We start from the raw sequence: 26,339 nt of genomic DNA, 5'->3' as shown, positions 1-26,339 counted from the left end.
GGTGAGCGCCCGCTCCGCTGCCCGCTGTCGGTGCCGTGGTCCAGCATGGAGGGGTGAGCGATGTGCTGGAGGTGTTCTCCCCGCCGACCCGGGACTGGTTCCGCGGCGCGTTCGCCGGGCCCACCGAGGCCCAGCGCGGCGCCTGGCAGGCCATCGCCGACGGCGAGCACGCCCTGGTGGTGGCGCCCACCGGTTCCGGCAAGACGCTCGCCGCGTTCCTCTCGGCGCTGGACCGGCTGGCCGCCGAAGGACCCCCGGAAGACCCCCGGCGGCGCTGCCGGGTGCTCTACGTCTCGCCGCTCAAGGCGCTGGCCGTGGACGTCGAGCGCAACCTGCGCGCGCCGCTGGCCGGGATCCGGCAGGCCACCCAGCGCGCCGGCGGCGAGCCGCCGGACATCGCCGTCGGCACCCGCACCGGTGACACCCCCGCCGACCAGCGCCGCGCGTTCCAGCGCACGCCGCCGGACGTGCTGGTCACCACGCCCGAATCGCTGTTCCTGCTGCTGACCTCCGCCTCCCGCGAGTCGCTGCGCGGGGTGGAGACGGTGATCGTCGACGAGGTGCACGCGGTGGCGGGCACCAAGCGCGGCTCGCACCTGGCGGTGTCGCTGGAGCGGCTCGACGAGCTGCTGCCCCGCCCGGCGCAGCGGGTCGGCCTGTCGGCGACGGTGCGGCCGGTCGAAGAAGTGGCGTCGTTCCTGGCCGGCGGCCGACCGGTGCGCACCGTCCAGCCGGCCCACCCGAAGGAGGTCGAGGTCCGGGTCGAGGTCCCGGTGCCGGACATGGCCGAGCTGGGGGCGCAATCCGGTGACGTCGAGGGCTCGGCGGCGGGGGCGGCCCCGCGCACCTCGATCTGGCCGTCGGTGCAGGAGCGCGCGCTGGAGCTGATCCGGCAGCACCGCTCGACCATCGTGTTCGCCAACTCGCGGCGGCTCGCCGAACGCCTCACCTCCGGGATCAACGAGCTCGCCGCGGAGCAGGAGACCGGGGTCGCACCCGAGCCGTCCCGGTTCCCGGCCGAGGCGGTCGGCGGCTCCGGCATCACCGCGGGCGCGCCCGCCGTGGTCGCCAAGGCCCACCACGGGTCGATGTCGAAGGAGCAGCGGGCGGTCGTCGAGGAGGAGCTCAAGTCCGGCCGGCTGCCGTGCGTGGTGGCGACCTCCTCCCTGGAGCTGGGCATCGACATGGGCGCGGTGGACCTGGTGGTGCAGATCGAGACGCCGCCGAGCGTGGCCTCCGGCCTGCAGCGCATCGGCCGCGGCGGGCACCAGGTCGGCGCGGTGTCGCGCGGGGTGGTGTTCCCCAAGTTCCGGGGCGACCTGATCGGCTGCGCGGTGGTGTCCGAGCGGATGGCCGACGGGCTGATCGAGGCGCTGTCCTACCCGCGCAACCCGCTGGACGTGCTGGCCCAGCACGTGGTGGCGATGGTGGCGATGGAGCCGTGGTCGGTGCCGGACCTGGCCGCCGTGCTGCGCCGCGCCGCGCCGTTCGCCGGGTTGCCCGACTCGGCCCTGCACTCGGTACTGGACATGCTGGCCGGGCGCTACCCCAGCGAGGAGTTCGGGGAGCTGCGGGCGCGGATCGTGTGGGACCGGGTCAACGACGAGCTGCGCGCCCGGCCCGGGGCGCAGCGGCTGGCGGTCACCTCCGGCGGGACCATCCCGGATCGCGGGCTGTTCCTGGTCACCACGCCCGGCGAGACCGGGACCGGCGGCGCGCGGGTCGGCGAGCTCGACGAGGAGATGGTCTACGAGTCGCGGGTCGGCGACACCTTCCTGCTGGGCACCTCGGCGTGGCGGGTGGAGGACATCACCCACGACCGGGTCGTGGTGGTGCCCGCCCCCGGCGCGGCGGCGCGGATGCCGTTCTGGAAGGGCGATTCCCCCGGCCGTCCGCTGGAACTGGGCCGGGCGCTGGGCGCCTTCGTCCGGGAGGTGACCGGTTCGGCGGCCGAGACCGCGCGGGAGCGGATGGCCGCGGCCGGGCTGGACGAGTGGGCGCGGGACAACCTGCTGTCCTACTTGGACGAACAGCGGGAGGCGACCCGGCACGTGCCGGACGACCGGACGATCCTCGTCGAGCGCTTCCGCGACGAGCTGGGCGACTGGCGGCTGGTGGTGCACTCGCCGTTCGGCGCCAAGGTCAACGGGCCGTGGGCGCTGGCCATCGGCGCCCGGATCCGCGAGCGCCGCGGGGTCGAACCGCAGGTGGCGTCCTCCGACGACGGGATCGTGCTGCGGCTGGCCGACGCGCTCGACGAGGCGGGGTCCGAGGTGCTGCCCACCGCCGAGGACGTGCTGCTGGACCCGGACGACGTGGCGCGGGTGGTGACCGACGAGGTCGGCGGCTCGGCGCTGTTCGCCTCCCGGTTCCGGGAGTGCGCGGCCCGGGCGCTGCTGCTGCCGCGGCGCGATCCCGGCCGCCGCTCGCCGCTGTGGCAGCAGCGGCAGCGCTCGGCGCAACTGCTCGCGGTCGCCGCGCAGTACGAGCAGTTCCCGATCGTGCTCGAGGCGATGCGGGAATGCCTGCAGGACGTCTACGACGTGCCGGGGCTGACCGACCTGATGCGGCAGGTGGCCGCGCGCCGGGTGCGGGTGGTGGAGGTGCAGACCCCGACGCCGTCGCCGTTCGCCCGCAACCTGCTGTTCGGCTACATCGGGATGTTCCTGTACGAGACCGACGCGCCGCTGGCCGAGCGCCGTTCCGCCGCGCTGAGCCTGGATCCCGCGCTGCTGGCCGAGCTGCTGGGCTCCGAGGAGCTGCGCGAGCTGCTCGACCCGGAGGTGGTCACCGAGGTCGAGCAGCAGTTGCAGCGGCTCACCCCCGAGCGGCACGCCAAGGACGCCGAAGGCGCGGTGGACCTGCTCCGCTTCCTCGGCGACCTGTCCGCCGAGGAGGCCGAGGCGCGCGGCATCCGCCCGGAGTGGCTGGCGGAGCTGGCCGCGCAGCGCCGGGTGCTGTCCGTGCGCATCGCCGGGGAGCCGCGCTGGATCCCGGTCGAGGACGCGGGCAAGGTCCGCGACGCGCTCGGCGTGGCGCTGCCGGTCGGCGTGCCGGAGACGTTCACCGAGCCCGTTCCGGACCCGCTGGGTGAGCTGCTGATCCGCTTCGCCCGGTGCCGGGGGCCGTTCACCGCCGAGGCCGCGGCCGGGCGGTTCGGGCTCGGCGTCGCGGTGGTGCACGGGGTGCTGGACCGGTTGACCGGCACCGGCAGGCTGGCCCGGGGTGAGCTGCGCCCGCTGGACGCCGGTGGCGGTGGTGCGCTGGAGTACTGCGACACCGAGGTGCTGCGGCGGTTGCGGCGCGGTTCGCTGGCCCGGCTGCGGGCCGAGGTGGAACCCGTCGAGCCCGCGGCGCTGGGGCGGTTCCTGCCCGCGTGGCACGGCATCGGCGCCCGGTTGCGCGCCGCGCCGACGGTGGACGACGTGTACTCGGTGGTGGAGCAGCTCGCCGGTGCCCCGGTCCCGGCCAGCGCGCTGGAATCGTTGCTGCTGCCCGCCCGGCTGCCGGGCTACTCCCCCGCGCTGCTCGACGAGCTGACCGCGACGGGCGAGGTGACCTGGGTCGGGTCCGGCGCCCTGGCCGGTGGGGACGGCTGGATCGCGTTGGCGCCCACCGACGTCGCGGACCTGCTGCTGCCGGACCCGCCGGAGGCGACCGGGGACGACGCACCGCTGCACCGGGCGCTGCTGGACGCGCTGGGCGGCGGGGCGCTGTTCTTCCGGGAACTCGCGGAGCGGGGCGGGTCGGCGCTGGTCGAGCAGGGCGAGCAGGCCCCGGCCGACGACGCGGTGATCGCCGCGCTGTGGGACCTGGTCTGGGCGGGCCGGGTCAGCAACGACACGCTGGCCCCGCTGCGTTCGCTGGTGTCCGGCCGGGGTGCCGCGCACAAGCCGCGGCGCAGCGCGCCCCGGGGCCGCTACGCGCGGTTGCGCGCGGGCCGCCCCGCGATGCCCAGCCGCACCGGACCGCCGACCGTCTCCGGCCGCTGGTCCCTGGCGCCGCGCCCGGAAGCGGAGCCGACGCGTCGCGCGCACGCCCGCGCCGAGGCCTTCCTGGAGCGGCACGGAGTGCTGACCCGGGGCGCGCTGGACGTCGAACGCGTCGCAGGCGGGTTCTCCTCGGTCTACAAGGTGCTGCGGGCGATGGAGGAATCGGGGCGCTGCCGCCGCGGCTACGTCGTCGAGGGGCTCGGCGCGGCGCAGTTCGCGGTGCCGGGCGCCATCGACCGGCTGCGCGCCCTGTCCCACCCGCCGGAGGAAGCGCCGGAGGCGGTGGTGCTCGCCGCCGCCGACCCGGCCCAGCCGTACGGCGGGGCGCTGGAGTGGCCCGCGGCGATGGGCGGGACCCGGCACCGGCCGGGGCGCAAGGCCGGTGCCCTGGTGGCGCTCGTCGGCGGGGAGGCGGTGCTCTACGTGGAGCGCGGCGGGAAGTCGCTGCTGTCGTTCACCGACGACGAGGACGCGCTGCGGCGGGCGGCGGCCGGTCTGGCCCGGGTCGTCCGGGAGGGCTGGCTGGACCAGCTCGCCGTGCAGCGCGCCGACGGCGAGGGCGCCTGGGGCTCACGACTGGCGGAGATCCTCACCGAGGCCGGTTTCCGCGCCACGCCGAAGGGTCTGCGGCTGCGGGCATGAGGCGTCGGCGGTCTCCTCGCGGGCGTTGGGCCGCGAGGAGACCGGTTCCGCCGCGGCGGGACGCGTTCACAGGTGCGGCGCCACGTGGTCGTGGAACGTGGTGATGCGGGTGTAGCCGGTCAGCACGTCGGCGAGGCGCGGCTCGGCGCCGCGCGGGATGGCCATCGCGGTGACCCCGACGAGCTTGCCGTCCACGACCAGCGGACCCCCGCTGTCGCCGCCCGAGCTGGCCACGCCGCCCTGCTCGTACCCGGCGCACACGTAGTGCTCGGGGTGGAACGCCACCGGCCACGGCGAGCCGTGCAGCGCCGCGTCCCGGCAGGCCTCGTCGGACATCAGCGGGAGCTGGGCCTCCTGGAGCAGCGGGGTCGCCGACTCCGCCGGTGGTGCGCCGAGCTGCTCCTCGCTGCTCACCCCCCACCCGAGCACCTGGGCCGGTGTGCCGGGCCGGTACAGCTCCTCGGCCTGCTCCGGGGTGGCGACCGGGAGCGTCCGGTACGGCATCGGCCGGTCCAGCGTCAGCACCGCGATGTCGCCCCCCGGGTAGCTCTGCCCGCCCTCCGGCGGGGGCGGACCCGCGACCTTCTCGTGCGGGTCGATCGCCACCACCTTCCTGACCTCGCCCGCACCGGTGCGCAGATCGGTCCGCCCGCCCACCACGTCGAGGTCGCCGAGCCGCGTCTCGTCGACGCAGTGCGCTGCCGTGACCACCTTGGTGGGGGCCACGAGCGCGCCGCCGCACTGGTGGTTCGACGGCCGTTGCGGGTAGGCGTGCGGGTCGGAGAGGAACACCATCCACGGGTGGTCGGCGACCGAGACCGGTCCGCCGCCGATGATCCGGGTGCCGATCCCGTCCTCGGCCGCTGCCACCGGACCGGCCAGCGCCGTCGTCGCCATCGCGGTGGCCCCCAGCGCCACCGCCCACGTCTTCGCTCTGCTCATGCGACCAGGCTCGCGCGGCGGTGCGACCACCGGTACCGGGACGAACCCGGAGACCGGTCCGGCCGCCCGTCCGCCCCGGAGCTGATGCCGAACGGCGCAACCGCCGCCCCCGCTCGGCGCAGCACCGCTCGTCGGCGCTGGTCGCGGGCACGCCCGGAGCCCTCGAACGTCCTACCCGGGTCCGATCCGTGATCGGGCATCCTGGGTGGGTGGACTGGCCCCAGCTCGCCGCGCTCTCCGTCGCCGTCGGTGCGGGGGCGATCGTGTTCCTCCGGCGCCGACGCGGATCGGTGGTGCACCGCGCCGTCTCCGCGGTGCTGGCCGCGACGCTGGCCTACTTCGGGGCCATCGTCGTGCTGACCGTCCTGACCGGACTCGCCTGGCTCACCGCTCCCTAGACGCCTCCGCCGCGGAATCCGCCCGCGCACCCGCACCGGTGGGCCATGCTGCGGAGGTGGACTCCTCCTCGGTGGTGCTCGTCGGTGCGTCGGTCGGCGCGGGCGCGGTCGTGCTGGTGCGTTCGCTCCGGCGCACCGGCTGGCGCGACGCCTGGACGTTCGGCAGCTCGCCGGAGCGGCGCTGGCCGCCGTGCTGGCCTACTGGACCGCGTTCGCACTGCTCCTGCTCGGGTACGCCGCCGCGCTGAGCTCCGGTTCGTGACACCCGCCTCCGAACCGGTACGCCGGGGCGGAACGCGTACGGCGTCCCGGTAACCGCGGGAACCCACCACCGCCGACCGCGGTCCGGAAGGCGCAGCACCCGCCGAGGCCCCCGAGGACCGCCCAGGCCTGCCCGTCCGGCCCGGGGAGCGATCCGCACACCGCGGGTACCCGGCGGCCTTCTCGCCGCGGGGTCGCCGAGACCGTCAGCGACCGTTCACCACGTCGGCACCGTCCGCCCGAGGGACCGCCGAGTTCCCACCGCGCTCCGCTGTCCGATTTCCGGTGGGTGAGGGGCACCTTCATCCGGCATAGTCGGATGAAGGTGCCCCTCACCCGGTGCACTGCGCGGGAGCCGCGTCAGCGGGTGGCGAGCCGCAACAGCCCCCAGAGCTGGGCGATCGCGTCCGGATCACCGCTGGTCTCCACCGCGCGGTCCGGGAGCCTGCCCCACAACCAGAGGTACACCGCCGCCGGGTCGCCGCCGACGACCGCCTCCGGCGTGGTCAGCGCGACGTCGGGCGTGCTCACCACCGCCGTGCCCGCCGGATCGGCGGTGACCAGCCAGTTCCGGTCCGCCGCGTGCACGCCCACGGAGCAGGCGCGGGTGGCCGTCACCCCCAGGGCGTGCAGTCGGTAGTCGAACCACACCCGCAGCACCTCGTCGATCCCGTCCACCGCGATGTCCGGGTCGATCGGGGTGAGCTCGATGCCCGCCGCGATCTGGAGGTCGACGCGCTGCACCACGACGGCGTGCAGCAACCGGCGGGCCCAGAACCGCACCGAGTGGTCCTCCGGCCACCAGGTCGGGCAGGGGTCGTGGGGAGGTCGGCTGACCAGCTCGGCGAGCAGGTCGGCCAGGCGCAGCACGAGCCGGTCGGCCAGCTCGCGCAGCCCGGGATCGGCGGGCAATTCCCAGCGCAGCGCGGACTCGGCGGAGGCGCCCAGCCAGGACAGCGCGTCCTCGGCCAGGTCTCCCAGGTGCCGCACCGTCTGGCCGACGGTCCGGCCGGAGGCCCCCGCGACGGGCAGGTCGGCATGCGCGTCGTGGGTGGCGGCGACGAGGAGCTGCCCCTCGTCGGCGAGCAGATCGAGCATCCGCCCGTAGTCCATCCTCACCTCGCACCTCATCGCACCGCTCCCGTCAGGTTCCTGCCGACGACGTCGAGGAACTCGCGGCTCTTGGCCACCAGGTCGTCGGCGTCGCGACCGGTGACCGGGACGCCCGCCTCGGCCGCGGCCCGGCGGTCCGACCGGGCCGCGAAGAAGGCGGCCCACTCCCGCAGCTCGGGTGCGGCCGCGGTGAGCAGGGCCCACACGCTGGTCGGGCGGGTGCGCTCCTGCTGCCGAGCGCGCGCCACCACGACGGCGGTCGCGGCCCGCAGCGCGGCCAGGTGCGCGGCGACGTAGCGCTCCCCCGCGCCGGCGTCGCCCTCGGCCGAGTGCAGCGACGACCGCGCCTGCACCAGGAGGGACATCGAGCCGGCCGGAACGTCGGCGGGCTGGGGCGGTCGGTGGTCCTCCACCGACCGCCGGGGAGCCGGGATCGACAGGTTGGGAATTGACATCGGCGTTCTCCTCGCACACGACGAGACGGTCCAGCCGGGGCGGGTCCGGCGGCGAGGTGCTTCCCCCACCGCACCGCCGAACCCGGATTCGAACATCAGTCCATCGAACTTCAGTTCGAACACCTGAAGATTAGCCCGCTCCCCCGATCGACTCAAGCGTTGCGTCGCACATCACCTGTTCGAGCGGTGACCAGCGATGATGATCACCTGAACGGAGGCACCGGGACGGCTCCGGCCGGCACCGGCACGCGACCGGCCCGCGTTCGGGGAAAGACCTCGGCGGCCAAACCGGCTAGGGTTCCGCCTGTGACCGCCGCGCCGTCCCCCCGCTGTGACCGGATCAGCGAGCTGACCGCCGACCAGCTCCGCGCCCGCCTCACCGAAGCCCTGCACGTCTACGTGACCGCGATGGGGTACCCGCCCAGCACCGCGACGCAGCGCGGTCCGATGTGGTCGGCGCACACGATGCGGCCCGGGTGGCGCTGCGTCGGCGCGTTCAACGACCGCGACGAGCTCATCGGCATCGGCTACGGCTACCTCGGCGCCGCCGGCCAGTGGTGGCACGAGCAGGTGCGGCGCGGGCTGCTCAGCGTCGGCGGGGACGTCGACCGGTGGCTGACCGACTACTTCGAGCTCACCGAGCTGCACGTGCACCCGGGCAGCCAGGGCGGCGGACTCGGCGGGGAGATCCTGCGGCGGCTGCTCCTCGGGGCCGAGGGCAGCACCGTGCTGCTGTCCACACCGGAGGGACCGACCCGCGCCTGGCGGCTGTACCGCAGGCTCGGGTTCGACGACGTGCTGCGCGACTACCGGTTCACCGGGGACCCGCGTCCGTTCGCGGTCCTCGGCCGGTCGCTGCCGCTGGCGGACTGACCGGCCGGGGCCACCTCGCGCCCCGGCCGGCGCCGGGATCACAGCAGCGCGAGCTGCTCCCGCAGCGTGTCCAGCCCCATGGCGCCCATCCGCAGCGCCTGGGCGTGGAACTCCTTGAGGTCGAACGCCGCGCCGTGCCTGCGGCGGGCGTCCTCGCGAGCGGCCAGCCACAGCCGCTCGCCGAGCTTGTAGGACGGCGCCTGCCCCGGCCAGCCGAGGTAGCGGTCGATCTCGTCGCGCACGTGCGCCGGGTCGGCGATGGTGCGGGTGAGCATGAACTCCAAGCCCAGCTCGGGCGTCCAGCGCTGCCCTTCGTGGAAGCCGGTGCCCTTCGGGATCTCCAGCTCCAGGTGCATCCCGATGTCGACGATCACCCGGCCCGCCCGGAAGAGCTGGTCGTTGAGCATCCCGAGCAGGTCGCCGTCGTCGCCGAAGTAGCCGAGCTCGCGCATCAGCCGCTCCGCGTAGAGCGCCCAGCCCTCCCCGTGCCCGGAGACGAAGCACATCAGCCGCTGGAACTTGTTCAGCCGCCCGGACTCGTGCACGCCGGTGGCGATCTGCAGGTGGTGCCCCGGAACGCCCTCGTGGTAGACGACGGTCAGCTCCCGCCAGGTCGGGAAGTCGACGCGGTCGGCGGGCACCGACCACCACATCCGGCCGGGGCGGGAGAAGTCGTCGCTGGGACCGGTGTAGTAGGCGCCGACCCCGCCGCCGGGGGGCGCGATCCGGCACTCCAGGGCCATCAGCCGGTCCGGGATCTCGAAGTGGGTGCCGCGCAGCTCGCGCAGCGCCTCGTCGGACCTGCCCTGCATCCACGCCTCGAATTCGCGCTGCCCGCGGACCAGGTAGCGCGGGTCGGCGTCGAGCGCGGCCGCCGCCTCGGCCGGGGAGGCGCCGGGCTCGATCCGCCGCGCGACCTCGCGCAGCTCCGCCTCGATCGCGGTGAACTCCTGCCAGCCCCACTCGTAGGCCTCCCGCAGGTCCAGCTGGGCACCGGTGAAGTAGCGGGACCACAGCCGGTAGCGCTGCTCGCCCACCGCGTCGCGCTCCGGCGCCCGCGGCAGCAGCTCGTCGCGCAGGAAGTCGGCCAGCTCGGCGTAGGCACCGGCGGCCGATTCGGCGGCGGCGTCGAGCTCCCGGCGCAGCGCCCCGCCGACCTGCGCCCCGCCGACCTCCGCCCCGGCGACGAGCTCCGCGAAGAACGACTTCGGAGCACCGCGCCCGGACCAGGTGTCGCACTGCGCCGCCACCTTGGCGATCTGCCGCGCCGCCGAGACCGCGCCCCGGCGGGCGCCTTCGGTCAGGCCCGCGCGCAGCGAGCGCACCGACTCGCCGACCTTCGCCAGCCGGGTGGCGATGGTGCGCCAGTCCTGCTCGGTGTCGGTCGGCATCATGTCGAAGACCTGCCGGATGTCCTGCACCGGACTGGCGATCACGTTCAGCGCCGAGAGGTCGGCGTCGGCCTCGTGCAGCTCCAGGTCGACGCCCACCCGCTCCAGCAGCACCGCCTGCGCGACCCGTTCGGCGTCGTCGGCGGGCACGGCCTCGCGCGCCGCCGCGACCGCGCGCCGCGCCGCCTCCGCCCGGGCCCGGTGGCCCTCCGGCGAGTAGTCCGTCATGTCCTCGTCGTGACCCGGCAGCCCGAGGAAGGTGCCGGAAATGGGGTCGAGCGCGGCCAGCTCGTCGACGAACCGGTCGCTGATCTCGTGCACGCCCTGCTGATCAGTCGCCATGCCCGCCCACGCTAGTCGTCGCCCGCCGGAGCCTCATCCGGATTCCTCCGGCGCGGTCGCGCACCCGGCGAAAACCCGCAGCCGGTGCGACGATTCGGCAGGTGGAGCGGACAACGAGCGGTCGTCGAACGGGCCCCGCCCGCGGTGCGGTGCTGGGTCTGCTGCTGGTGCTCGTCGGGATGGTCACCGGCGGCTGCCTGCACGTGAACGCGGCGCTCACGATCGACGGCGAGGACGCCGTCGCGGGTGAGCTGGTGATCACCACGCAGACCGCCGACGGGAAGGTCCCGTTCCAGTTGACCCCGCCCGAGGACCTGGCCGACCAGGTGCGGATCACGCCTTACGCGCAGGGCGACCGGGTCGGCTCGCACCTGTCGTTCCGCGGCCTGAGCTTCGACGAGGTGACCCGGCTGAGCCAGTCGCTCACCCCGGACGACTCGCGCTACCAGTTCCAGCTCTCCCGCAGCGGCTCGCTGGTGATCCTGGAGGCCTCGGCCGACCTCACCCCGCTGGCCAACACCGACTCGTCGGTCGAGGTCAAGGTCAGCGCGCCGGGCGAGATCACCAGCACCAACGGCGAGGAGAGCGCGGGCACGGTCACCTGGGAGCTGGAACCCGGCGAGGTGACCAGGCTCGCGGCGACCTTCCAGTACGCCAGCGCGACCGGCGGCGGCTGGGTCGGCTGGGCGGCGCTGCTGACCGGCGCGACCTTCCTGGTGGCGCTGGTCGTCGCCGCGCTGGCGCTGAGCACGCACCTGCGGGCGCGCGCGGCCGAGGAAGCCTGAGCGCGCACCCCGCAAGGCCACCCGGATCAGACCCCTTAGGGTGAGGCGCGAGCCAGTCGTGCCCGCGGGAGCGGGACGGGGAATCCGGTCGGAAGCCGGAGCTGACGCGCAGCGGTAGGGGTGCTGGGCGAGGACACGTGCCACTGGGCCACCAGGCCCGGGAAGGCTCCTCGCCCGAACGAGCCCGAGCCCGAAGACCTGCTGGCTCGCCGGGACGCACACCGCTTCCCGGCTCGCACCCGGGCTTCGCGACCGAGCCCCGAGCGAAGGACGGTAGTCTTGCGCACCCGCCGCGCGGTGGTCCTGACCAGCCTCGCCACCCTCGCCCTCACCAGTTGCGCCGCACCCGAGGCCGGAGCACCGGCACCCGGCGCCGTGTCCGTGCCCAACTGCGACCGGGAGGTCGTGGTCGAGCAGCCGCCGCAGCGCGCGGTGAGCCTGAACCAGAGCACCACCGAGATCATGCTGTCGCTGGGCCTGCAGGACCGGATGGTCGGCACCGCGACCTGGACCGACCCGGTGGACCCGGACCTGGCCGAAGCCAACGCGCAGGTGCCGAGGCTGGCCGACAACGCCCCGTCGTTCGAGACCGTGCTGAGCACCGAACCGGACATCGTGCTGGGCGCCTACCAAGCCGTCTTCACCGATGAGCGGATCGCCTCGCGGGAGCGCTTCGGGCAGCTCGGCGTGCCGACCTACCTGTCGCCGAGCAACTGCCTGCCGGAGGAGGCGCCGCTGGCCGAACCGGTGGTGCTGGACGACATCTACCGCGAGGTGCGGGAGATCGCGACGCTGTTCGGGGTGCCCGAGCGCGGCGAGGCGCTGATCGCGGACCTGCGCGACCGGGTGTCGGCGGCGCAGCGGAAGGTGGCGGGGCTGGACCTGCCGCCGGAGACCTCCGTGCTGTTCTGGTTCGCCCGCACCGAAACCCCGTACGTGGCGGGCGGCACCGGCGCCCCGGCGATCATGGCGCGCACCCTCGGGGTCCGCGGCACCTACGCCGACCAGCGCTCGATGTGGCCGCAGATCGGCTGGGAGGACATCCTCGCCCGCGACCCCTCGCTGCTGGTGCTCGGTGATCTGACCCGCGACGGCGAGGGCGACTCGTTGCGGGCCAAGGTCGACTTCTTGCGCAGCGACCCGGCCGTCTCCCGGCTCCCGGCGGTGCGCGAGCAGCGCTGGCTGCCGATGACCGGCACGGCGCTGAACGTGAGCCTGCAGACCATCGACGGGATCGAGGCCCTGGCCGACGCGCTGGTCGAGCTGGACCGGCAGCGGTGAGCCGCGCGCCGCGTCCCGGCCGGGCCGCGGGGCTGGTGCTGGTCGGCGTGCCCGCGCTGGTGCTGTCGATCGCCGCGGTGATCACCACCGGACCGGCCGACCTCGGCGTCGCGGAGGTCGTCGAGGTGATCGCCGCCCGGTTCGGCTGGGTCGAGACCGACCTGTCGCGGATAGCGCAGGGCATCGTGTGGGAGCTGCGGTTGCCCCGCGCGCTGCTGGCCGCGCTGTGCGGCGCCGGGCTCGCGGTGTGCGGCGCGGTGCTGCAATCGCTGCTGCGCAACCCGCTCGCGGACCCGTTCCTGCTCGGCGTGTCGGCGGGTGCCTCCACCGGCGCGGTCACGGTGGTGGTCCTCGGCCTCGGCGCCGGGGTGATCGGCCTGACCTCGGGGGCGTTCGTCGGCGCGCTCATCGCCTTCGGCCTGGTGATGCTGCTGGCCCGGCTGGCCGGTGGCGGGACCGGCCGGGTGATCCTCGCCGGGGTCGCGGGCACCCAGCTCTTCTCGTCGCTGACCTCCTACGTCGTGATGACCTCGGCCGACGCCGAGCAGACCCAGGGCGTGCTGTTCTGGCTGCTCGGCTCGCTGGCCGGGGCCCGCTGGACCGACGTGGTGATCGCCGCCGCGGTGACCGCCGCCGGGCTGGCGGTCTGCCTGTCCCAGGCCGGGCGGCTGGACGCGTTCGCCTTCGGCCAGGACGCGGCCGCCTCGCTCGGCGTGCCGGTGGCGCGGTTGCGCGCGCTGCTGCTGGTCACCACCGCCCTGCTCACCGCGACGCTGGTCGCGGCGGCGGGGGCGATCGGCTTCGTCGGTCTGGTGCTGCCGCAGGCGATGCGGTTGGTCGTCGGCCCCGGGCACCGCGCGCTGCTGCCGGTGTCCGCCGTCTACGGCGCCCTGCTGCTGGTCTGGGTCGATGCGCTGGCGGGCACCCTGGCCGCGCCGCAGGAGGTCCCGGTCGGGGTGATCACCGCGATCGTCGGCGTGCCGGTCTTCGCCGCGCTGCTGGTGCGCAAGCGGGGCCTGACGTGAGGTCCGGCCACCGGCGCCGCTGCGCGGGCGGGTCCCACCACGCGTTTTCGAGGGAGGAGCGGGCATGAGCATCCGGACCCGGGAGCTGTCCTGGCACGCCGGTGGCGCGCTGATCGTCGACGGCATCAGCACCGAGGTCGAACCCGGCCGCACCCTCGGGTTGCTCGGGCCCAACGGGTCCGGCAAGTCGTCGCTGCTGCGGCTGCTGGCCGGGCTGCGGCGGCCTTCCGGGGGCAACGTGCTGCTCGACGGGCGGGAGCTAGGCGGGTTCGGCCGCCGCGAACTGGCCCGCCGGGTCGCGGTGGTCGAGCAGGAGTCCGGCACCGAGCTGGACCTGTCGGTGCGCGACGTGGTCGCCCTCGGCCGCACCCCGCACCGCACCGGCTGGGGCGGGGAACATCCCGACGACGCGGCGGCGGTGCGCCGGGCGCTGGCCGCCACCGGGCTGGACGGCCTCGCCGAGCGGCGGTGGCACGCGCTGTCCGGCGGGGAACGGCAGCGCACCCAGATCGCCCGCGCGCTGGCCCAGGAACCCTCCGAGCTGCTGCTCGACGAACCGACCAACCACCTCGACATCGCCCACCAGCTCGAACTGCTGGCGCTGATCCGCACCTTGCCGCTGACCACCGTGGTCGCGCTGCACGACCTGAACCTCGCCGCCGGCTACTGCGACCGGCTGCTGGTGCTGGCCGGCGGTCGGGCGGTGGCCGCCGGTGCCCCCGCCGACGTGCTCACCGAGGACCTGGTCGCCGAGGTCTACGGCGTGGCCTGCGAGGTCGTCGCGACCCCGGAGGGCGCTCCGCACATCCGATTCCGCGGTCCGGTCGGCCGGTGACGCACGAATCGGTACCGACCACGCTCCGTGTCCGATCACCCGGACGTGGGCGCCGCGGCGGGACCCGCCAGCCGCGGCGCGCGGACATCGCGGAGGATGGTGGCGTGCCCGTTTCGCATCCGACCACCGAGAACAGCACCGACGAGGACGCCGTCGTGGAACACGATCTACCCGATGCGGTGCAGCACCTGCTGACCCGGTACCTCCGGCAACGGCGTGCCGAGGCCGCCGACCTGGACCCGGCCTTCGGGACCGCGGTGGACAAGCTCGCCCGGTTCGTCCTCGGCGGCGGCAAGCGGCTGCGGCCCACCTTCGCCTGGTGGGGGTGGCGCGCGGCGGGCGGCGCCGCGCAGGGCCCGGAGGCGGTCGCGGCGCTGCGCGCGGCCAGCGCCCTGGAACTGCTCCAGGCCTGCGCGCTGGTGCACGACGACCTCATCGACGACTCCGACACCCGCCGCGGTCACCCGACCGTGCATCGCGAGTTCGCCGCGCTGCACCAGGAATCGGACTTCCGCGGCGAGCCGGGGTCGTTCGGCACCGCCGCCGCCGTGCTGCTCGGCGACCTCGCCCTGGCCTGGGCCGACGACCTGGTGCAGGAATCGGGGATGGGCGCCGACGCGCTGCGCCGCGCCCGCGAGCCGTGGCGGGCGATGCGCACCGAGGTGATGGCCGGGCAGTACCTCGACGTGCTGGGCCAGTTCCGGGACGACGAGACCCCGCAGGCCGCGCTGCGGATCTGCGAGCTCAAGGCCGCGTCCTACACCGTGCAGCGCCCGCTGGAGCTCGGGGCCCAGCTCGCCGGGGCCGACCCCGCGACGCTGGAATCGCTGGGCCGCTTCGGCGCCGACATCGGTGTCGCCTTCCAACTCCGCGACGACCTGCTGGGCGTGTTCGGCGATCCGGAGGTGACCGGCAAGCCCGCGGGGGACGACCTGCGCGAGGGCAAGCGGACGGTGCTCATCGCCGAAGCGGTGGACAGCGCGCGGCGGCAGGACGACCAGCAGGCGCTCGCCGAGCTGCGCGGCGTGCTCGGCGACGCCGACCTGGACCCCGCGCGGGTCGAGCGGACGCGCGGGCTGCTCACCCGGCTCGGCGCGGTCGACGCGGTGGAGCGGCGGATCACCGACCTGACCGGGTCGGCGATCCGAGCGCTGCGCTCCGCGGGGGTCGCCGAGCCCGCCGCGACCGAGCTCGCCGAGCTGGCCATCGCGGTGACCGACCGCACCCGCTGATGCGCACCGTCACCAGCCGCACCGACCACGTCGTCATCGTCGGCGCCGGGCTGGCCGGGCTCGCCTGCGCGCTGCACCTGGCGGGCGCCGGGCGCCGGGTCACCGTCGTCGAGCGGGAGGAGGTCCCGGGCGGACGCGCCGGGCTGCGGCTGCTCGACGGCTACCGGATCGACACCGGACCCACCGTGCTCACCATGCCCGAGTTGCTCGACGAAGCGCTGGGCGCGGTGGGCGGGTCGATCGACGACGCGCTCGACCTCATCCCGCTCGACCCGGCCTACCGGGCCCGCTTCGCCGACGGTTCGGTGCTCGACGTGCGCACCGGCGGCGAGGCGATGGAGGACGAGGTCCGCCGCTTCGCCGGCCCCGGGGAGGCGGCCGGGTACCGGCGGCTGCGGCGCTGGCTCACCGAGGTCTACCGGGCCGAGCTGGACCGCTTCATCGACGCGAACTTCGACTCCCCGCTGGACCTGGCCTCGCCGGAGCTGGCCCGGCTGGTCGCGCTGGGCGGCTTCGGCCGCCTCGACCGCGCGATCGGCCGCTTCCTGACCGACGAGCGGCTGCGCCGGGTGTTCTCCTTCCAGGCGCTCTACGCCGGGCTCGACCCGCGCCGGGCGCTGGCGCTGTACGCGGTGATCCCGTACATGGACACCATCGGCGGCGTGTGGTTCCCGCGCGGCGGGATGCACGCGGTGCCCACCGCGATGGCCGACGCGGCGCGGCGCGCCGGGGTCGAGTTCCGCTGGGGCGCCGAGGTGGAGTCGCTGGAGCGGCGCGGCGACCGGATCACCGCGGTGCGCACCCGGCACGAGCGGATCGCCGCCGACGCCGTGGTGCTCACCCCGGACCTGCCGGTCGCGCGGGGGCTGCTCGGCGAGCGGCCCCGGCGGCGGTTGCGCTGGTCGCCGTCGGCGGTGGTGCTGCACGCGGGCACCACGACGAGCTGGGACGACGCCCACCACACGATCTCCTTCGGCGCGGCGTGGCGCTCGACGTTCACCGAGATCATCCGGGACGGGCGGCTGATGACCGACCCGTCGCTGCTGATCACCCGCCCCACCGCGACCGATCCCGGGCTGGCGCCGCCCGGTCGCGAGCTGCACTACGTGCTGGCGCCGTGCCCGAACCTGGCGACCGGACCGCTGGACTGGGCGCGGATCGGCCCCGCCTACCAGGAAGAACTGCTGGGCGTGCTGGAACGGCGCGGGTACACCGGCTTCGGCACCGCGCTCGACGTGCGCGAACTCGTCACCCCCGCCGACTGGGCGGCGCGCGGCCACGCGGCGGGCACCCCGTTCTCGGCCGCGCACACCTTCCCGCAGACCGGGCCGTTCCGCCCGCGCAACCTGGTGCGCGGGCGGCCCAACGCGGTGCTGGCGGGATCCGGCACGACTCCCGGCGTGGGGGTGCCCCCGGTGCTGCTGTCCGGCAAGCTCGCAGCCCGCCGGATCACGGGCTGACCAGGGCGGATCGGAGACCGCGGGGCCGCGCGGCGGGAAGGTGCGCGAGGGGTCAGAACCCCATCGCCTGAGCGCGCCTCTTGACTTCCCTGCCCCGGTCCCCGCGCAACGCGTCGATCGGGGTGCCGGGCAGCGTGTCGTCGGCGGTGAACAGCCAGCGCAGGATCTCGTCGGGGTGGTAGCCGGAGTCGAACAGCAGCGTGATCGTGCCGGGCAGGCCCTTCACGATGTCGGTCTCGGCGAAGAACGCCGTTGGGACACCGAGCTCGCCATCGCGCCGGATCGCGAGCAGGTGGCCATCGCGGATCAACTGGTGCACCCGGGTGACCGACCGGCCGAGTCGCCGGGCGACCTCGGGCAGCGGGGTGAGCTCCACGTCGGGAGCGAGCACATCCTGGGCAGCGGGAATCGCACTCACGCCGCACACGATGCCACATCGGCCCGACGGTCGCCGAGCACCGGACGGGGTGGTGGTCGATCCACCGGATCGGGCACCGGGCCCGCCGCGGCACCCCTACGATGGGCGGTCGTGCCCCGACATCGACCGCAGCCGCCGCCCTCGACCGGGCCTTCGATCCCTCACCTGCCACAATCGTGGCGGAACGACTACCCGGCGGTTGGCGGCAGATGACTCATGAGAACCGGTCCGGTCGAGGGGGCAACCTCGTCGGCGCCATGCTTGAGCGGCGGTACCGGGTCGACTCGCTGATCGCCCGGGGCGGCATGTCCACCGTCTACCGCGGGCTCGACACCCGGCTCGACCGGCCGGTGGCGCTGAAGGTGATGGACGAGCAGTACTCCGGCGACCGCTCCTTCGTGGAGCGCTTCGAGTCGGAGGCCCGCGCCGCCGCCCGGCTGCACGACCCGAACATCGTCGCGGTCTACGACCAGGGCGTCGACCGCCGCGCCGACGGCGACCACGTGTTCCTGGTGATGCAGCTCGTCGAGGGCTGCACGCTGCGCGACCTCATCGTGGACCGGGGCAGGCTGCCGGTGCCGCTGGCGCTCAGCGTGCTCGAACCGGTGCTCTCCGCGCTGGCCGCCGCGCACGGCGCGGGCATGGTGCACCGCGACGTCAAGCCGGAGAACGTGCTGATCGGCGAGGACGGCACCGTCCGGGTCGCCGACTTCGGCCTGGTCCGCGCGGCGGCCTCGGCGGGCACCACGAGCGGCAGCGTCATCCTCGGCACCGTCGCCTACCTCTCCCCCGAGCAGGTCACCACCGGCGCCGCCGACCTGCGCACCGACGTCTACGCCGCGGGCGTGGTGCTGTTCGAGATGCTCACCGGGCACCCGCCCTACGTCGGGGACACCGCGCTGTCGGTGGCCTACCGGCACGTCAACGACGACGTGCCCGCTCCGGGCACGCAGGTCGACGGCGTCCCGCCCGCGCTGGACGAGCTCGTGGTCCGCGCCACCCGCCGCGACGCCCAGGCGCGTCCCGCCGACGCCGCCGCGATGCTCGCCGAGGTGCGCCGGGTCCGCGAGGAGCTCGGCATCGCCCCGGTGCCGGTGCCGGTGCCCAGCAGCGCCGAGCGCACCACCGTGCTGCCCACCGCCCAGCACCCGCCGCCGGAGCAGGGCGATCCGCCGACCGAGCAGTTCGCCGCGGTCCGCGACGTGCCCGCCGCCGGACCGCAGGGCACCCGCGCGTTGCAACGGCCCCGCCCGGCCGAGGAGGAGGATCGCACCCAGGAGTTCGGCGCCGTCGCCGCCGGTCCTTCGCCGCGCGAGCAGGAGCGCCGCCGGGGCAAGCGAGCGGTCGTGGCCTGGACCGCCGTCGTCGCGGTGCTGGCCCTGCTCGTCGGTGGCGTCGCGTTCTGGTTGGGCACCGGCGGCAGCTCCGTCCAGGTGCCGCAGCTCGTCGGCAAGCCCGAAGCCGAGGCGCAGCAGGCGTTGCAGGCCGCGGGCCTGCGCTCCACCGTCACGAAGGAGCACGACAACGCCGTGCCGGAGGGCGTGGTGATCAGCTCCTCACCGGAGCAGGGCGCCCAGGTCTCCACCGAGCGCGAGGTCGCGCTGGTCGTCTCGCTGGGCAAGCCCGCGGTGCCGCCGATCGCCGAGGGCACGCCGCTCGCCGAGGCGGAAATCGAGATCCGCAACGCCAAGTTGCAGCCCATGCACGACGAGTCCGCCGACGAGTACCACCAGTCGGTGCCCGAAGGACGCGTGATCCGGGTCGATCCCGCACCGGGCACCCGGCTGGACATCAGCTCCGAGGTGCGCCTGATCGTGAGCCGGGGACCACCGCCGGTCCCGGTGCCCGACGTGCGCGGTGCCAGCAAGGAGGAGGCGTTCGCGATCCTGAGCAACGCCGGGTTCACGCCGTTCGAGGCCGGGCAGCAGTTCAACGCCGACGTCGAGGGCGGGCACGTCATCACCACCGATCCGGGCGCCGGCACCGAGGTGCGGCTCGCGGGCAGTCCGCGGATCGGCGTGGTGCTGTCCAACGCGGTCGCGGTGCCCGACCTCAACGGCACCACCGTGGAGCAGGCCCAGCAGGTGATGGCCGAACGCGGGCTGGTGCTCGACGTCAACGCGCTGTGGAACCGGCCGAACATGCGGATCTTCGGCCAGCTCCCGACACCGGGCAGCCGGGTGGAGCCGGGCTCGACGGTTCGGGTGACCGCCTTCTGAGCGTGATGATGATCTCAAGGTAGGTCCGTAACGACCTCCCGGCACCCTGTTGACCAGCGGCGACGGCGACTGGGAAGATCGTCGGATAACCCCGGAACGGGGGATTTGGGCTGGTCGCGCGGGCACCGGCCGTTCGGTGTGGAAATATTGGCCGCACCATGTCCCCGACTGCACCTGCCACGTCGGCGAGCGGTCGGCCCGCGGGGGTCGGCAGGGCCACCGGCGTTCTCGACCTCGGCGGACGCCTGCTGCGCGGTCCGCTGCCGCTGCGCACCATCGCACTGGGCGCCGTCGGCTCCGCACTGCTGCTGATCGGTTCGATCGGCGCGGGCGGCACGCTCGTGCACGATCCGGTCCTCGGCTCCGGCCCGCTGTCCGCGCTGCGCTACGGGCACGGCCGGGACCTCGCCGTCACCGTCGTCTACACCGGGTTCGCGCTGCTGGTGTGGGCCTGGGTGCGGCTCGGGCGCGGCGTGCTGGCCCACCTCGTCGACGCCCGCGGCGTGCTGCTGGCGACGGGCGCGTGGCTGCTGCCCATGCTGCCCGCGCCGCCGCTGTTCACCCGGGACGTCTACAGCTACCTCGGGCAGGGCCTGCTCGCGCTGCACGGCCTGGACCCGTACGCGGTGGGGCCCTCGGTGCTGGCCGGGCCGATCCCGGAGAACGTCCACCCGACCTGGCAGACCACACCCGCGCCGTACGGGCCGCTGTTCATCGGCGTGGCCAAGGGCGTCATCCTGCTCGCCGGGCACGACGTCATCGCCAGCGTGATCGTGATGCGGCTGGTGCTGCTGGCCGGGCTGGCGATGGTGGTGCTCGCGCTGCCCGGTCTGGTCGCCCACCTCGGCGGCCGGCTCCCGGTGGCGCTGTGGCTGGTCGCGGCGAGCCCGATGACGGTGGTGCACCTGGTCGGCGGGCCGCACAACGACCTGCTCATGATCGGGTTGCTGCTGCTGGGCACGCTGCTGGTGCTCGAGGGCAGGCACGGCTGGGGGATCGGGCTGGCCTCGGCCGCGATGGCGATCAAGGCGACCGGCGGCTTGGTGCTGCCGTTCCTGGTGTGGGTGTGGGCCGCGCACCTGGCGGGCTCGCCCCGGCAGCGGTTCGTCCGCGCGGTGGTCCCGGCGCTGGGCATCTTCGCCGCCGTCTTCGGCTCCTGCATGGCGCTGGCCAAGGTGGGCTTCGGCTGGCTGCCCGCGCTGTCCGCGCCGGGCATGATCGTGAACTACCTGTCCGCGCCGACCGGGTTCGGGCAGGTGCTGCACACCCTGGTATCGCTGTTCGCCGACGTCGACACCTGGCCGTTCGTCGACTTCGGGCGCGCCGTCGGGTCCTTGGCGCTGGCCGCGGTCATCGGCTGGCAGTGGTGGCAGGCCCGCGCGGGCGGGGTGACCGCGATCCGCCGGGCGGCCGTCGTGCTGGTCGCCGCCGCGCTGCTGTCGCCGACCGTGCTGCCCTGGTACCTGACCTGGGGATTGGCACTGGCCTGCGCGCTGCCCTGGACGCCGCGCGCGCTGTCCTACGTCGTGGGCGCCTCCATCGCGCTGGTGCTGGCCTACTACCCGGACGGCGAACAGGCGATGTACCACTGGCCGTTCGTCGCGGTCGGCATCGCGGCGGCCGTCCTCGGCTCCGCCTCGCTGCTGCGCTACGACCCGCTCGGCTTCAACGACTTCCTCGGCAGGCGACCGCGCGGCGGCTGACGGCCACCCCGGAAGAACCTCACCCGAACGGGAGATGAGTGAGGGGCACCCTTGCCAAGTTACTTGGACAAGGGTGCCCCTCACTCAACGCTCCTGCGGGTGACCGGCGGCCGGAACCGGGCGCCGGTCGGGTGGGTCAGTGGCGGAGCATCTCGGCGACCAGGAACGCCAGCTCCAGCGACTGCTGGGTGTTCAGGCGCGGGTCGCAGGCCGTCTCGTAGCGGCCGGCGAGGTCGGTGTCGGAGATGTCCTGGGCGCCGCCGAGGCACTCGGTGACGTCCTCACCGGTCAGCTCGATGTGGATGCCACCGGGGTGGGTGCCCAGCCGGTGGTGCACCTCGAAGAAGCCCTGCACCTCGTCGACGACCCGGTCGAAGTGCCGGGTCTTGTAGCCGGTGCTGGCCTCGTGGGTGTTGCCGTGCATCGGGTCGCACTGCCAGATGACCTGGTGGCCGGAGGCGGTGACCTTCTCCACGATCGGCGGCAGCGCGTCGCGGACCTTGCCGTTGCCCATCCGGCTGATCAGGGTGAGCCGGCCCGGCTCGTTGTTCGGGTCCAGCCGCTCGACGTACTCGACGGCCTGCTCCGGGGTGGTGCTCGGGCCGATCTTCAGACCGATCGGGTTCGAGATCAGCTCGGCGAAGGCGATGTGCGCGCCGTCGAGCTGGCGGGTCCGGTCGCCCACCCACAGGAAGTGCCCGGACAGGTCGAAGAGCCGGGGCGTCGGCCCGCTGGTGTCGAGCCGGAGCATCGCGCGCTCGTAGTCCATCACCAGCGCCTCGTGGCTGGCGTAGAACTCGACGCCGTGCAGGCTGCTGTCGTCGACGCCGCAGGCCGCCATGAAGCGCAGCCCCCGGTCGATCTCGGCGGCCACCGACTCGTAGCGCTCCCCCGCCGGGGAGTTCAGCACGAAGTCCTTGTTCCAGTCGTGCACCTGGGTCAGCGCGGCCATCCCGGCGCTGGTCAGCGCGCGGGAGAGGTTCATCGCGGCGCTGGCGTTGGCGTAGGCGCGGATCAGCCGCGACGGGTCGTGCCGCCGGGCGTCCTCGGTCGCCTGCAACGAGTTGACCATGTCGCCCCGGTAGGACGGCAGGCCCAGGGCGTCGGTGTCGCTGGAGCGCGGCTTGGCGTACTGGCCCGCCAGCCGGCCGACCTTGACCACCGGCATGCTCGCGCCGTAGGTCAGCACCACGGCCATCTGCAGCAGGGTGCGGATGTTGCCCCTGATGTGCGGCTCGGTGTTGTCGGCGAAGGTCTCGGCGCAGTCCCCGCCCTGGAGCAGGAACGCCTCCCCGCGCGCGACGGCGGCGAGGTTGTCCCGCAAGCGGTCCACCTCGGTCGGCACGGTCACCGGCGGTACGCTCTCCAGCACCTTGCGCACCTGCTCCGCCTGCCCGGCGTCGGGCCAGGCGGGCTGCTGCGCGGCGGGCCGGGCCAGCGCATCGTCGAGCCGGTCGCGCATCTCCTGCGGCAGCGGAGGCAGGTCCGGCAAATCATCAACGGGGACGTCGACGCTCCAGTTCACCCCACCAGAATAGGGGTTCGACGCCACCGATTTTCACGTGGGAGAGGTGACCCACAGCCCGGATGGTCCAGGGCAGCTCGATTCAGCCGTCCGCCAGCTCGCGGTGGGCCCAGCTGATGGTCCGGGTGGGGGTGAAGCGCAGCCCGACCCGCTTCGCCGCCCGCTTCCGCAGCTCCTCCGGGTCCTCGCGCTCCCGCGCCCCCGCGTAGCGGCGGGCCAGCCCGGCGCCGATGCGCCGCACCTCGGCCGGGTCGTCGAGCACCTCCACCGAGCACTCCAGCGACACGCCCCGGAGCTGGTCGTAGCTCTCCCCCGCCTCCAGCAGCAGCGTGGCCCTGGGATCGCGGCGCAGGTTCACCGCCTTCTGCGACTTGCCGAAGGACCACACCTCGATGCGCGGCCCGTCGGGCACGAACCACATCGGCACCAGGTGCGGCCGTCCGCCGGGCTTCACCGTGGCCAGCACCACGACCCGCCGGGCGGCGATGAACCCGTCGATCTCGGCCTCGGTCATGGTGATCCGGTCACGTCGCGACATCGTCGTCCTCCGATCGGCCGGGACCGGTCCTCGCCGGGCAGCGACGCCCCGTCAACGCCCGCCGGTGTGGGTGGACGGGCGCCGCTGAGGTCTTCGGCGGCGCCCGTCGCCGGGGTCAGCCGCGGGCGGGTTCCGGGGTCGCGAGCCGCTGCTGGTACTCGTGCTCGACGGCGTCGGCGTCGTAGCCGACCGGCTCCCAGCGCTTGGCCAGCAGGGCGACCATGCCCAGCAGCGGGGCGGCGGCGATCACCCAGAACACCCCGGTGCCGAACGAGGCGCTGAGCACCGGGAAGAAGAACAGCGACAGCGTGGAGCCGACGCGCAGCGTGCCCTGGTTGAAGCCGATGCCGGTGCCGCGCAGCTCGGTCGGGTAGCTCAGCGACGCGAAGTTCATGAAGTTCGCGCCGGGGCCGCCCCCCTGGGCGAACATGAAGCCGCCCAGCGCGAACAGCGCCAGCAGCACCCAGGCCGTCGACGAGGGATCGCCGATCACGGCCAGCACCACCAGCGCGGTGAGCTGGACCGCGAAGCCCCAGAACGTCATCCGCCAGGCGCCCGCCGAGTTCGCCAGCCGCATCCCGAGCAGGCCGCCGGTCACCGCGAAGACCAGGTTGAGCACCAGGGACGCCGAGATCGTGCTCAGGTCCCCCTGGCCGAGCAGGCTCGCGATGATGATCGGCAGGCCGTAGGCCACCGCGTTGTAGGAGAAGGTCTGGGCCAGCGCCACCGCCAGCGCCTGGACGGTGCGGGGCCGGAACCGGCGCGCGAACAGGGTCCGGAACTGGTGCAGCGAGGCTCGCGACCCGGGTTCCCGCTTCGGCCGCTCGGCGTCCTCGGCGACGACCGCGTTCACCCCGTAGGAGTCCCGCAGGATGCGGGCCGCGCGTTCCAGGTCGCCCTGGTTGGCCGCCCAGGACGGCGACTCGTTCATGTACTTGTTGCGCACCAGCAGGATGACGATCGCGGGCACCGCGCCGAAGCCGACCGTGAAGCGCCACAGCAGGTCGTGCTGCGAGTCGGGCAGCAGGAAGTACAGCGCCAGGATGACCAGGTAGCAACCGCTGGTCGCCACGTACCAGGCCGGCGACCAGGAGGCCGTGCGCGACCCCTTGCTGCCCTTGCCGCGCAGCCGGGAGAACTCGGCGAGGAACGCCATCGCCACCGGGATGTCCATGCCGACCCCGATGCCCATCAGGAACCGGAACACGATCAGCACCTCGGCGTTGGGCGCCAGCGCGCAACCGATCGCCGAGACGACGAAGAACAGCATGTCCGCCATGAAGACCCGGTACCGGCCGAGCCGGTCCACCAGCACGCCGCCGAGCCAGGCGCCGAGGATCGCGCCGATGCTGATCGACGCGGTGACCGCGCCCGCGCCCGCCGGGGAGAGGCCGAACTCCTCCCGGATCTGGGTGATGCCGTAGGCCAGCGAGGTCAGGTCGTAGGCGTCGAGGAAGATGCCGCCGAGGGCCAGCAGCACGATCATCTTCGCGTGGCTGCCCCGGGCCGCGCCGGAGTTGACCAGCTCGGTGACGTCCCGGGCCGAGCGGATGAGCACGGTCTCGCGCTCGGCGGCAGGTTGCGTGGACACGGGGAGCCCCTTCCAGGTGTCGCGCCGTTGGCTTCGCGACGGGCGACGCTACCTCGTGGGACACCCCGGTCCAGATCGTGGAACAGCCGGTCTCGGCGCCGCGTGACCGGCCGGACACCCCGGGTGCCGATGCCCGGCCGGATGCGGCGAACGTCTCAGTCCCGGCGGGACCGCGGCGGTCCTCAGCCGAAGAGGACCTCGGCTTCGGCCAGGCGCTCCGGCGGCACCGTCTTCAGCTCGGCGGTCGCCTCCCGCAGCGGCACCCGGACGATGTCGGTGCCGCGCAACGCGACCATGCTGCCGAACTCGCCCGCCGCGACGGCGTCGATGGCGTGCAGCCCGAACCGGGTGGCCAGCACCCGGTCGTAGGCGGTGGGCGGGCCGCCGCGCTGGGTGTGGCCGAGCACCACGGCCCGGGACTCCTGCCCGGTGCGCTCGGCGAGCTCGTCGGCCAGCCAGGTGCCGACGCCGCCGAGCCGGACGTGGCCGAAGGCGTCGCGCTCCCCGGTGGCCAGGAGCTCCTCCCCGCCCGCGGGCGCCGCGCCCTCGGCCACCACGACGATCGGCGCGTACTGCCGCTCGAACCGCTGGCGCACCAGGTCGCAGACCTTGTCGACGCTGAAGGGCTGCTCCGGCACCAGGATCACGTTCGCCCCGCCGGCCAGGCCGGAGTGCAGCGCGATCCAGCCCGCGTGCCGCCCCATCACCTCCACCACCAGCGCCCGGTGGTGCGATTCAGCGGTCGTGCGCAGCCGGTCGATGGCCTCGGTGGCGATGTGCACCGCGGTGTCGAAGCCGAAGGTGTAGTCGGTGGCGCCGAGGTCGTTGTCGATCGTCTTGGGCACCCCGACCACCGGCACGCCGTCGTGGGTGAGCTGCTCGGCGACGCCCAGGGTGTCCTCGCCGCCGATCGCGATCAGCGCGTCCACCCCGTGCTCGGCGAGCGTCGCCTTCACCCGGGCGACGCCGTCGTCCACCTTGTACGGGTTGGTGCGCGAGGAGCCGAGGATCGTGCCGCCCCGGTTGAGGATCTCCTCCACCGAATCCAGCGTGAGCGGTGTGGTCAGCCCTTCGAGCGGGCCGAGCCAGCCGTTGCGGAATCCCACGATCTCGTGACCGTGGATCGAGATCCCGTTGCGGGTCACCGCTCGCAGCACCGCGTTGAGCCCCGGGCAGTCCCCACCGCCGGTGAGCACTCCGACACGCATTCCAGCCTCCAGCCGTCAGCATCCAGGTCTCCCCCGGATCGACAGCCTGTCATGGACTGGATCGGTGCAGCAAGTAATCGGCCGATCACCGCGCGTCCGCTGGTCCAGCG

21 protein-coding genes and 1 riboswitch are annotated in these 26,339 nt (G+C 74.3%); of the genes, 12 read left to right on the top strand and 9 right to left on the bottom strand.

Annotated elements, in window-relative coordinates:
- Positions 1-53: 53 nt before the first annotated feature.
- The gene (locus ACQP0T_RS08255; protein WP_433872029.1) at positions 54-4,634 is read left to right on the top strand and encodes an ATP-dependent helicase; all 4,581 of its coding nucleotides are present in this window, start codon (positions 54-56) and stop codon (positions 4,632-4,634) included.
- 66 nt (positions 4,635-4,700) lie between these two features.
- Here ACQP0T_RS08255 and ACQP0T_RS08250 read toward each other — a convergent pair whose 3' ends face one another.
- The gene (locus ACQP0T_RS08250; protein ID WP_433872028.1) at positions 4,701-5,576 is read right to left on the bottom strand and encodes a S1 family peptidase; all 876 of its coding nucleotides are present in this window, start codon (positions 5,574-5,576) and stop codon (positions 4,701-4,703) included.
- A gap of 209 nt (positions 5,577-5,785) precedes the next feature.
- Here ACQP0T_RS08250 and ACQP0T_RS08245 point away from each other — a divergent pair, with 209 nt between their 5' ends.
- Positions 5,786-5,974, top strand: a complete 189-nt coding sequence (locus ACQP0T_RS08245; RefSeq protein WP_433872027.1) for a hypothetical protein — start codon at positions 5,786-5,788, stop codon at positions 5,972-5,974.
- A 56-nt stretch (positions 5,975-6,030) separates the two neighbouring features.
- Entirely contained in the window at positions 6,031-6,222 is a 192-nt protein-coding gene (locus ACQP0T_RS08240; protein ID WP_433872026.1) for a hypothetical protein, read from the top strand.
- A 373-nt stretch (positions 6,223-6,595) separates the two neighbouring features.
- Here the strand turns inward: ACQP0T_RS08240 and ACQP0T_RS08235 are convergent, their stop codons facing one another.
- The gene (locus ACQP0T_RS08235) at positions 6,596-7,348 is read right to left on the bottom strand and encodes a maleylpyruvate isomerase N-terminal domain-containing protein (protein ID WP_433873626.1); all 753 of its coding nucleotides are present in this window, start codon (positions 7,346-7,348) and stop codon (positions 6,596-6,598) included.
- A 14-nt stretch (positions 7,349-7,362) separates the two neighbouring features.
- On the bottom strand, positions 7,363-7,803 hold the full coding sequence (locus tag ACQP0T_RS08230; protein ID WP_433872025.1) for an SAV_6107 family HEPN domain-containing protein: 441 nt from the start codon (positions 7,801-7,803) through the stop codon (positions 7,363-7,365).
- A 306-nt stretch (positions 7,804-8,109) separates the two neighbouring features.
- Between ACQP0T_RS08230 and ACQP0T_RS08225 the strand changes: the two genes are divergently transcribed.
- Entirely contained in the window at positions 8,110-8,676 is a 567-nt protein-coding gene (locus ACQP0T_RS08225; RefSeq protein WP_345365228.1) for a GNAT family N-acetyltransferase, read from the top strand.
- Positions 8,677-8,714: 38 nt separating this feature from the next.
- Here the strand turns inward: ACQP0T_RS08225 and ACQP0T_RS08220 are convergent, their stop codons facing one another.
- Complete coding sequence (locus ACQP0T_RS08220; protein WP_433872024.1) at positions 8,715-10,409, bottom strand: DUF885 domain-containing protein; 1,695 nt, start codon at positions 10,407-10,409, stop codon at positions 8,715-8,717.
- Positions 10,410-10,510: 101 nt separating this feature from the next.
- Between ACQP0T_RS08220 and ACQP0T_RS08215 the strand changes: the two genes are divergently transcribed.
- From ACQP0T_RS08215 to crtI, 6 genes are all read left to right on the top strand, one after another.
- Positions 10,511-11,194, top strand: coding sequence for a DUF3153 domain-containing protein (locus ACQP0T_RS08215; RefSeq protein ID WP_433872023.1), 684 nt, complete (start codon positions 10,511-10,513; stop codon positions 11,192-11,194).
- 36 nt (positions 11,195-11,230) lie between these two features.
- Positions 11,231-11,414, top strand: a riboswitch (cobalamin riboswitch).
- 59 nt (positions 11,415-11,473) lie between these two features.
- Positions 11,474-12,475 carry an ABC transporter substrate-binding protein gene (locus ACQP0T_RS08210; RefSeq protein WP_433872022.1) on the top strand — a complete coding sequence of 334 codons (1,002 nt, stop codon included), beginning with the start codon at positions 11,474-11,476 and terminating at the stop codon, positions 12,473-12,475.
- Positions 12,472-13,500: a FecCD family ABC transporter permease gene (locus ACQP0T_RS08205; protein WP_345365219.1), complete on the top strand. Its 1,029-nt coding sequence runs from the start codon at positions 12,472-12,474 to the stop codon at positions 13,498-13,500. Before ACQP0T_RS08210 ends, ACQP0T_RS08205 begins: the two co-directional genes overlap by 4 nt.
- A gap of 64 nt (positions 13,501-13,564) precedes the next feature.
- Positions 13,565-14,335, top strand: a complete 771-nt coding sequence (locus ACQP0T_RS08200; RefSeq protein ID WP_433872021.1) for an ABC transporter ATP-binding protein — start codon at positions 13,565-13,567, stop codon at positions 14,333-14,335.
- A gap of 104 nt (positions 14,336-14,439) precedes the next feature.
- Entirely contained in the window at positions 14,440-15,567 is a 1,128-nt protein-coding gene (locus ACQP0T_RS08195; RefSeq protein WP_433872020.1) for a polyprenyl synthetase family protein, read from the top strand.
- On the top strand, positions 15,567-17,027 hold the full coding sequence (gene crtI, locus ACQP0T_RS08190; RefSeq protein ID WP_433872019.1) for a phytoene desaturase family protein: 1,461 nt from the start codon (positions 15,567-15,569) through the stop codon (positions 17,025-17,027). The genes ACQP0T_RS08195 and crtI overlap by 1 nt, the downstream gene beginning before the upstream one ends.
- A 52-nt stretch (positions 17,028-17,079) precedes the next feature.
- Here crtI and ACQP0T_RS08185 read toward each other — a convergent pair whose 3' ends face one another.
- A complete protein-coding gene (locus tag ACQP0T_RS08185) occupies positions 17,080-17,445 on the bottom strand; it encodes an Rv2175c family DNA-binding protein (RefSeq protein WP_345365211.1) in 366 nt (121 codons plus the stop codon).
- A gap of 257 nt (positions 17,446-17,702) precedes the next feature.
- Here ACQP0T_RS08185 and pknB point away from each other — a divergent pair, with 257 nt between their 5' ends.
- The gene (gene pknB / locus ACQP0T_RS08180; RefSeq protein WP_433872018.1) at positions 17,703-19,664 is read left to right on the top strand and encodes a Stk1 family PASTA domain-containing Ser/Thr kinase; all 1,962 of its coding nucleotides are present in this window, start codon (positions 17,703-17,705) and stop codon (positions 19,662-19,664) included.
- Between the two features lie 158 nt (positions 19,665-19,822).
- On the top strand, positions 19,823-21,367 hold the full coding sequence (mptB, locus tag ACQP0T_RS08175) for a polyprenol phosphomannose-dependent alpha 1,6 mannosyltransferase MptB (protein ID WP_433872017.1): 1,545 nt from the start codon (positions 19,823-19,825) through the stop codon (positions 21,365-21,367).
- Positions 21,368-21,503: 136 nt separating this feature from the next.
- On the opposite strand, the gene ACQP0T_RS08170 is transcribed toward mptB, so the two are convergent.
- The 4 genes from ACQP0T_RS08170 to ACQP0T_RS08155 form a co-directional block, all read right to left on the bottom strand.
- Entirely contained in the window at positions 21,504-22,892 is a 1,389-nt protein-coding gene (locus tag ACQP0T_RS08170) for a class II 3-deoxy-7-phosphoheptulonate synthase (protein WP_433872016.1), read from the bottom strand.
- 82 nt (positions 22,893-22,974) lie between these two features.
- Positions 22,975-23,430, bottom strand: a complete 456-nt coding sequence (locus ACQP0T_RS08165; RefSeq protein ID WP_433872015.1) for a pyridoxamine 5'-phosphate oxidase family protein — start codon at positions 23,428-23,430, stop codon at positions 22,975-22,977.
- A 115-nt stretch (positions 23,431-23,545) separates the two neighbouring features.
- Entirely contained in the window at positions 23,546-25,021 is a 1,476-nt protein-coding gene (locus ACQP0T_RS08160; RefSeq protein ID WP_433872014.1) for an MFS transporter, read from the bottom strand.
- Between the two features lie 182 nt (positions 25,022-25,203).
- Positions 25,204-26,229 carry a 6-phosphofructokinase gene (locus ACQP0T_RS08155; RefSeq protein ID WP_433872013.1) on the bottom strand — a complete coding sequence of 342 codons (1,026 nt, stop codon included), beginning with the start codon at positions 26,227-26,229 and terminating at the stop codon, positions 25,204-25,206.
- Positions 26,230-26,339: the final 110 nt, after the last annotated feature.

It is taken from the genome of Saccharopolyspora sp. CA-218241 (assembly GCF_050954615.1).
In the GTDB taxonomy this organism is placed as follows: domain Bacteria; phylum Actinomycetota; class Actinomycetes; order Mycobacteriales; family Pseudonocardiaceae; genus Saccharopolyspora; species Saccharopolyspora cebuensis.
This window is presented reverse-complemented; position numbering and strand designations above follow the sequence as displayed.